We start from the raw sequence: 7222 nt of genomic DNA on the forward strand, positions 1-7222 counted from the left end.
TGCATGGGCATTAGCGTTCTTCTTTTACAAGATATGCTTCTTCTGCTTTCCTCTTTTTGATGTTTTCTTTTGAAAAGGTTATAGCATTTGGCCTACTTTGTGTAAAGTATGCATAAAGGGAGCGGTAAACCATCTGCTATAAGCTTCTTGTTATTACTGCAGCATAGGTTGATCTCATAGGAAATGCTTTGCTCGTTAATCAGAAGTTGTATATCTCTTTGAAAGAGACACTCCCCCGAGGGGTGATGTAAACACCTCCACTAATTAACCATGCATGTGCCGCTAGCTTCGTCTCATTAGTAATGTTTACCCCCAGGTAGATTGAGGAGGGAATTCCTCTGCGTTGTAGCATAAGGCGAGCAGCAAACGACTTTACAAGGCAAACATTTTTCCAAATGGCAATTTTGTTGGCTCGTTCAACGGCGGTGCGAATATCCTTTAAGGTTTGAGGACTTGGTTGCCTATCCAGCCGCTCATTTTTCCTGAAAATCTGCTTGCATATCCTAAATGGGAAGATCAGTAGCAGGAGCTTTGATGCTAACAAGAAGCATATGGCTTCTGCTACCAATGTTTTTTGATTTAAAGGTACTTCCCAGAATTTTTTAATCAGACTCACTGTTTTACAACGATATTACATTCAACGCACTTATCTAGGAATGTCTGAACTTCTGTTTTACACTGATCGGGAGAAATGTTGTACTCCAAAAGAAGAGTTGAGGTTATTTCCTCAAGCGTCTTTGGCTTTTCTATTAGCATCCAAATTCGTTTGCCAACCGGGTTTAAACCAAAATATTTGCCATCATTAATGTGCATAATCACTTGATGGTTGTCTATTTCTCCATCAATAATGTTTTCTAACCTGCTGTATCTTTCCATCTGTTTAAATACTTTGTTGCTTGTCCTTTGTTTTGTAGGCTATTGCTATGTTTCTACCTTTTTTAGTTCTTGGCTTTTTGTTTGTAAAATAGTAAAAGAGAATAGTCGCCATGATTACCTTTTTGGAGGGAGTTTACACCGTAAGTACTCCATCTTTATCTATATATCCAAATTCCTTCATCGTGTCATAGCTATATTCGACTATTCTGCTTATTTGTTCTGCAGTTAAATGGTCTTTATAGTTGCCAATCTTCCCTTTCCAAAAGAAGTTTTGGCAATGCTGCTTTTTCTCAATAAAACCATTCTCTTTTTCCAATTGCTGTAGCACCTTAAAGTCACTATTAACAATCGCTTTTTTTAGGCGATGTTCCTCATGCTCCAACCCTATGAATCGAATGATTTGCTCGAAGGCCTCTACCGGATTTTGTAGCATATCTTCGTACCTGACAAAGTGAACGGGAATGGCTGATTGTGATTGCCAACTTTTTATATGGCCTTTCCATGATTTTAAAATCTGCCGAAGTTGCCCTTTTTTTCCCCCGCCTAGGGTGGCATTTTCGTCTACTATTTGGTTAACCTTTTCTTCAATTTTACTATCGCTATGGTTGGCAAAAGATACGCAGACATCTAATGGATTGCGTACAAAGTATACGGTACATTTGCTGTATTCCTCAGGGAAAAGAGGTCTGCCGTATAAATTGATTGTATAGGCATCATGGACTTTCTTGTAGCATATCTCGTTTTTTTTTGCATACTCTTCCGAAATAGACTGGTATAAATCAGGGCGCCACAAATCAACCTCATCACCTGTTAGTTCGAACGGATTTAAACCAACAATCTCTTCAAAATCAATAGCACTACTTGCTATTCTTGTGCTTTGAATCTCTTCTAAGGAGAGAGGCGCGTCGGTATTTTTTAGATAGTTAGATAAAAACATCCGGAACCAGGTGTTTCCTGATTTTGGGTATGAAGCAAGCCAAACAATATTTTTCATGTGCTATAGTGCTACTTCATTAATTCCCTGTAGTTCCGCTATCTTCTGCTTAATAAAATCCATGGCTGTATGTATGCTGCACACTTTGGGGCGAGTGATGTTTAGAACTCTAACATTTTGCCCTAACTGTAATAGCTGTAGGCAAAGGTTTTGTTCTGTTTGCGGCATCCCCTTAAGGTAAAGTTTTCGGTATATTTGATCCTTTAGCGCTAAAAACTTACTGACTCCTGTTAGTTCCGATGAGGTGAATTCATCCTTATTATGTGTGTTTAAGATTATAATTAAATGGAGTTTGGAATTAACCCCTGCGCTAGGCTCGTATGGAAAGTAGAATTTATCTAGTGTTGGTCTTATTTTTCTAAGGTTCTCATTTGGCAGGTTTAGCTGCTCTAGCGCATCATCCCAGAGTTTAATTTCTGTTTTTAGAGGTTTCACGTATACCTCTCCTTCTTTTATTGAAATAGGAGTAATGTCATCGGTAATAAATTGTGCCCTATTTTGGCAGAAGGCCGCGGTTACAGAGGATTTTCCTGCTCCAGAATTTCCGCAGATAACAACACCAACCCCATTATAGCAAAATGAGCTGCCATGTAATGCTAGAATTTTATTTTGTAGGAGTAGTGCCCCTAGTACAGAGCCATTTAAAAAGAGTTGTACAGAGTCTGTATCTGCCCCCTCCTCTAAGTATATGTTTACAAACTCCCCTTTTTCAACGTAAAACTGAGCTTGGTTGTATACCTGTAAAAATAACTGATCCTCAGTTATTTTTAAATGAGGTTTTTCAAATAGAGGGCGATCAATATTTTTATATGGTGTTGTTATGTAGTTTATTTTCACGGTTTCAGCAATTGTCTGAAGCATAGATCTGTTATTTTAAGTTGTTTTAATGCTAATGGTAAGGATTTGTTTAGCGAGAGTTTGCACTTTTTTGTTTTTGTTGTTCATAGTCTCATTTTTTTTGTTTAAATATGTATTTTATTTTTAACAAAACATCGATTCTCAAGCTAAAAAAAATGACTTTTTATTTGATTTGATTTGATTTAGATTGTTGGCTTTGTTATTGTTTAGTTATAATTGACTTAGCTTTTGATTGCTAGTCTGTGATTTTTAATAATGCTGTCGTTTGAGGTAAATATAGTTGTTGTGACATGTGCAGAAATGTGTTTGGCTGTCGAATGTGTGTATTTTAAGGTGAATGAATTATTGTAGAATAAGCAATGCTTATCCTTTTTTAATAGCGATTTAGTTTAAAGATTGATTTATATGAGCGCTGTATTTGGGGTTGTAAATAAAAATGGAAGGTTTGTAGATCCAGATAGCTTACACGTTATGCAATCAGCCATTGCACATCGCGCCACCGATGGGAAGGATGTCTGGGTGGATGGCGTTGTTGGTTTCGGCCATTGCCTACTAAAGGTTTATCCACAGCAGGATTATGAGCATTGTCCGTTAATAGCATATAATTGTACCATAACCGCCGATGCCCGTTTGGATAACCGTAACGAACTTGCTGCGTTGTTGGGAATAGACAAAACTCGGTTAATTATGGTTAGTGACTCCGAGATTATTTTGCTGTCCTATAAACGATGGGGAGAAGACTGCGTTAACCATCTGGAGGGGGAATTTGCCTTTGCCATTTGGGATGCCGACAACCAAAAGCTCTTTGTTGCTACCGACCATATTGGGTTTCGACCACTCTTTTACTATGATTCTCCTGAACAATTCATCTTTTGCAGCGAAATAAAAGGAATCGTGGCCGTAAAACCGTTCCCCAACTATTTTAACGAGGAGAGCCTTGTCCAGTACTTCTACAGTAAGGGTAAGTCAAACATTACCTACAATAAGGATATTTTTGCTTTATGCGGAGGGAATGTGCTTACCTTGCAGGACGGTAAAATGGCCTATCGCAAGTATTGGAACTTAGAATCTACCGGTAAGTACAACTTTACAAAAGACCAAGATTGGTACGACTGCACGCGTGAAATGCTTTACCGCGCTGTAGAGAATCGGTTGAATACAGATGTACCTATAGGGGTAACTTTGAGTGGAGGGCTCGATTCTACAAGCGTTGCCTGTATCCTTTCAGAACTCCTGATGAAGAAAAACAAGCCGCTATATACCTTCTCTTCTGTACTCCCATTAGGCCATAGAGGGATTGAAAAGGACGAACGTTACTATATTGATTTGGTAGGCAAGCACTGTTCCAACATTATTCAAACATATGTGGAGGCACCTGGTGTTGGCCCTTTGTCGAATTTGGATGACGCTTTTGAGATTGATGAATCTTTCCCAGTTTCTGTTGCATACATGAATTATGCTTTACATAGTGCAGCAATGCAAAATCAAGTTCGAACACTATTTAATGGGTTTGGTGGAGATTTTTGGATTTCGTGGAAAGGGCATAGCATTGTTTATGACCTTGTCAAGAAAGGGAAGTATAGGCAGGGATTAAAAATTATGCAGCAGTTTTGTGCGAAGGAAAACGAATCCTTTCATAAAATATTTCGAAGAATGTACCTTTCCCAATCCCCATACTACTCTTTTCTACGATCGCTTTTTAAGAAGCAAAATGAGATGGAGCAAAAAATGCTTAATGATGATATTCTGAAGAGATATCATAGCCAGATAGCTGAAAAGGCAAAAACTAGCCATGCAGACTCGTTGGTAACAGAGGTAAATCAGGGTGTAATTGGCCGAAAGGTGAGCAAGTTTTACAACAGAAGCGGCTTCTATAAAATGGATATAGGAACACCTCTGTTCGATAAAAATTTATACGAATTATTGATAGATGTCCCAATTCACTGTCATGCAAACAATGGAGAGAAAAGAGGATTGATTAGAACCATCATGGATGGAGTAATTCCAGAGGAGATAAGGCTAAGGACTGATAAAAAGGCATTTTCGCCGGATTCTGCCGTGCGATTAATTGCGCAAAAGCAAGAAGTTTTAAATGTAGTCAATAACAGTAATGACGATTTGCTACTTGATAGCTTTCTGAATAGAAGTTTGTTAAAGGAGAGTCTTTGTAATGTAAGAAGCTATGAAGGATTTCCTCCTAGCTTTGATATGAATTTTTTATTCTCGGCTAAAACAGGTATTTCGGCGACTGTTTTACTTCGACTTAAGGAAAAGGGGTACATTTTTGATCTCAATAAATAATGAGGGCTTGATTGAGTCCTAAGTTTAACTATTAAAAACAAACAAAATGATGAACGAAAAAGAAAAATGGAGTTCACCTGAAGTTGAGGTTATCTCTATTAGTTCAGAGACTTTAGGAACGGGAACTAATAATCAAGAAGCTGATAGCTCCAATTCCTAAATTTCACCGTTTAGGTGGCGTTGAGGCCTTGGGTTAGACATTCTTTTTATTGTCCAAAGGTCTAAATTGGTAAGGGTATCCGTATCGGATACCCTTATGTTTAAATTAGCAACTTGTAGGCGTGGGGCTGACTGTTGACGTTGTTGTTTGTACTTCGCCCTGTATGAGGAAGGGTTCGGTGGCTGTATATCAGGATTTGTTGAATGATGCAGCAGAACTGCAACAGATGTTTTAGGCATGCCTACCCCATTCTGGCTCCCTTTACCAAACCCCAAAATTTTGCGTGGTAGGCGGGTGTAAAGCACTCATTAAAGTAAAGCATGTTGGTGGTAATTGCCTTTCCATCGCAGGTGTAGACTTGTAGCTCGTTTTCTTCCTCGGCTATTTCGCCCGGTTTGCCATTTTTCGAAGGTGACGCGATGATTCGGGCATCCATCAGCTTTAGCTCGTTGCCTTTAAATTGGGTAATGGCTCCTTTGTTCCACGAGTTACAGGCCTTTATAAGGTTAACAATCTCTGCGGCTCCCATTTTTTGCCAGTCAATAAGTACATCTTTAGTCTCTGGGCGTTTGAAGTATGATGATACAATCGGCAAAGGTTTAAGGTCCAATATGGGATGCCTTGCTGCAATAATGTTTAGCAGAAAGAATACCCCTTCAGCGCTCATTCCGCTTAGGTACTTGGTGAACGAGTCGTGGCAGAAGTATGCCTGGTTAGGATAGCTCTTTCTCCAAACAACGGCTCCTTCGTCGAATTTATCGGTAAGCCTGTGGATGGATATTCCTAACGTTTCGGTGCCATGTTTTAGCTGCCAGAAAACGGGGGATGGCCCCTTGTAGGCAGGCAATGGCCCGAAATGAATGTTGAAAAGGTGCTGCTGTGCGCTTCTGTCAACCTTCGAAAGGTCGATTAAGCGGTTAAATCCCATAATGAATATGGCATCAAACTTTTCTTGGCTTATCCATTCGTATAGGTTATTGCCCGATTCTTTTTCGAAGTACATCGGGATATTTAGCTGCTTTGCAAATGCTTGTAATATTTGCGCCTTTTCTGGATTTACCCCTTTATCTAAAAACGCATACACTTGCAGCTTTTGGGCTGCAAGTGTATATGTTAAAGGGATTATTACATCAGAATTTGAAACAATACCAATTTTCATTTATGCTTCAAATTATTACTGTTGAGGAAATATTCCTGTTTTGGATATGATGTAGTTTATCGTAAGATATGGCATCAGGTTATCGTGAGGAGTGCTACCTCCGGAACTTGAAACAGCAACAGTGTCAAGAGGCGAGTCTGGCTCTGTAGTTCCAGCAGGAAGTGTGGCGTATAGCTTGGCGCTGGTGTATGTTGCACCCTGTGGTACTGATACTGCAAGTATGTTAGTGCCTGTTGGGCTAGCTGTTGTTGCCGTATCTGCGTATGCATTTAAGGTGTGGTTATGGGGAGGCATATTCGCGATGGTTAGCGTAACGGTATTGGCACCTCCTGTTGACCCGGTAACATAATTCGTAGTGCCCAGCTGTCCATTGCCAACCACCACCTTTTCTCTTAAATCTGGCAGCGCAAAGGTTGTTCTTCCGTCTCCCCCGTAGGTTATTCCGAGTAGCGTGTAAAGTGCTTCATTACCTTGTATTGGAAGCGTTGATCCATCGCAAATAAGCCATCCAGAAGGAGCGTAGTTGCCTGCGAACATCTTTATTTCACCTATATAGCAATCCATTTTCTGTAATTTTTAAGTTAAACGAATTAGGGTCTTGGTGGATAGTAGCCTACTGTTGCAATACAGTACACCATGGTAACAAACGGCATTCTATTTTCGTGAGCTTGCCCACCACCTTCTGTGCTAATACTCTTGGGATTGAGAATTGTTTTTTTAGAAGCATCAGGGGTGCTGCTGACATAGGAGAGCACATTGCCGGTATTCTTTTTGGTTTGATTAGGATCAGTAGGGATGGTTTCATTCCCTAAAATGTTGGTTCCAGGGATCGCAGCATCGTAGGAGTCACGAACCATCATGTTGTGGTTATGCG

Annotated in this window: 8 protein-coding genes; 1 reads left to right on the top strand and 7 read right to left on the bottom strand. The window is 39.8% G+C overall.

The genetic code is table 11. The features are described from left to right. Positions 1 to 199 precede the first annotated feature (199 nt). From L990_RS19530 to L990_RS18170, 4 genes are all read right to left on the bottom strand, one after another. Entirely contained in the window at positions 200 to 616 is a 417-nt protein-coding gene (locus L990_RS19530; RefSeq protein WP_052181146.1) for a lasso peptide biosynthesis B2 protein, read from the bottom strand. Then, entirely contained in the window at positions 613 to 876 is a 264-nt protein-coding gene (locus L990_RS18160) for a PqqD family protein (RefSeq protein WP_047452310.1), read from the bottom strand. The genes L990_RS19530 and L990_RS18160 overlap by 4 nt, the downstream gene beginning before the upstream one ends. A 133-nt stretch (positions 877 to 1009) precedes the next feature. After that, positions 1010 to 1870 carry a sulfotransferase domain-containing protein gene (locus L990_RS18165; protein ID WP_047452312.1) on the bottom strand — a complete coding sequence of 287 codons (861 nt, stop codon included), beginning with the start codon at positions 1868 to 1870 and terminating at the stop codon, positions 1010 to 1012. A gap of 3 nt (positions 1871 to 1873) precedes the next feature. Next, positions 1874 to 2731, bottom strand: a complete 858-nt coding sequence (locus tag L990_RS18170; protein WP_047452313.1) for a hypothetical protein — start codon at positions 2729 to 2731, stop codon at positions 1874 to 1876. A gap of 402 nt (positions 2732 to 3133) precedes the next feature. On the opposite strand from L990_RS18170, the gene L990_RS18175 reads away from it, so the two are divergent. Further along, entirely contained in the window at positions 3134 to 5029 is a 1896-nt protein-coding gene (locus L990_RS18175) for an asparagine synthase-related protein (protein WP_047452315.1), read from the top strand. A 401-nt stretch (positions 5030 to 5430) separates the two neighbouring features. On the opposite strand, the gene L990_RS18180 is transcribed toward L990_RS18175, so the two are convergent. From L990_RS18180 to L990_RS20280, 3 genes are all read right to left on the bottom strand, one after another. After that, positions 5431 to 6348: a formyltransferase family protein gene (locus tag L990_RS18180; RefSeq protein ID WP_047452317.1), complete on the bottom strand. Its 918-nt coding sequence runs from the start codon at positions 6346 to 6348 to the stop codon at positions 5431 to 5433. Positions 6349 to 6363: 15 nt separating this feature from the next. Next, entirely contained in the window at positions 6364 to 6912 is a 549-nt protein-coding gene (locus L990_RS18185; RefSeq protein ID WP_047452320.1) for a phage tail protein, read from the bottom strand. A 26-nt stretch (positions 6913 to 6938) separates the two neighbouring features. Next, positions 6939 to 7222 (bottom strand): phage tail protein (locus L990_RS20280; RefSeq protein ID WP_197057338.1); only part of this gene is annotated, 284 nt, incomplete at its 5' end.

This window comes from Alistipes sp. ZOR0009, from assembly GCF_000798815.1.
GTDB lineage: Bacteria > Bacteroidota > Bacteroidia > Bacteroidales > ZOR0009 > Acetobacteroides.

What these genes read in the sequence shown, in the direction of transcription:
- L990_RS18180 (WP_047452317.1), bottom strand. Translation starts at nt 6,348, where the DNA reads ATGAAAATTGGTATTGTTTCAAATTCTGATGTAATAATCCCTTTAACA.
- L990_RS18165 (WP_047452312.1), bottom strand. Translation starts at nt 1,870, where the DNA reads ATGAAAAATATTGTTTGGCTTGCTTCATACCCAAAATCAGGAAACACC.
- L990_RS18160 (WP_047452310.1), bottom strand. Translation starts at nt 876, where the DNA reads ATGGAAAGATACAGCAGGTTAGAAAACATTATTGATGGAGAAATAGAC.
- L990_RS18170 (WP_047452313.1), bottom strand. Translation starts at nt 2,731, where the DNA reads ATGCTTCAGACAATTGCTGAAACCGTGAAAATAAACTACATAACAACA.
- L990_RS18175 (WP_047452315.1), top strand. Translation starts at nt 3,134, where the DNA reads ATGAGCGCTGTATTTGGGGTTGTAAATAAAAATGGAAGGTTTGTAGAT.
- L990_RS18185 (WP_047452320.1), bottom strand. Translation starts at nt 6,912, where the DNA reads ATGGATTGCTATATAGGTGAAATAAAGATGTTCGCAGGCAACTACGCT.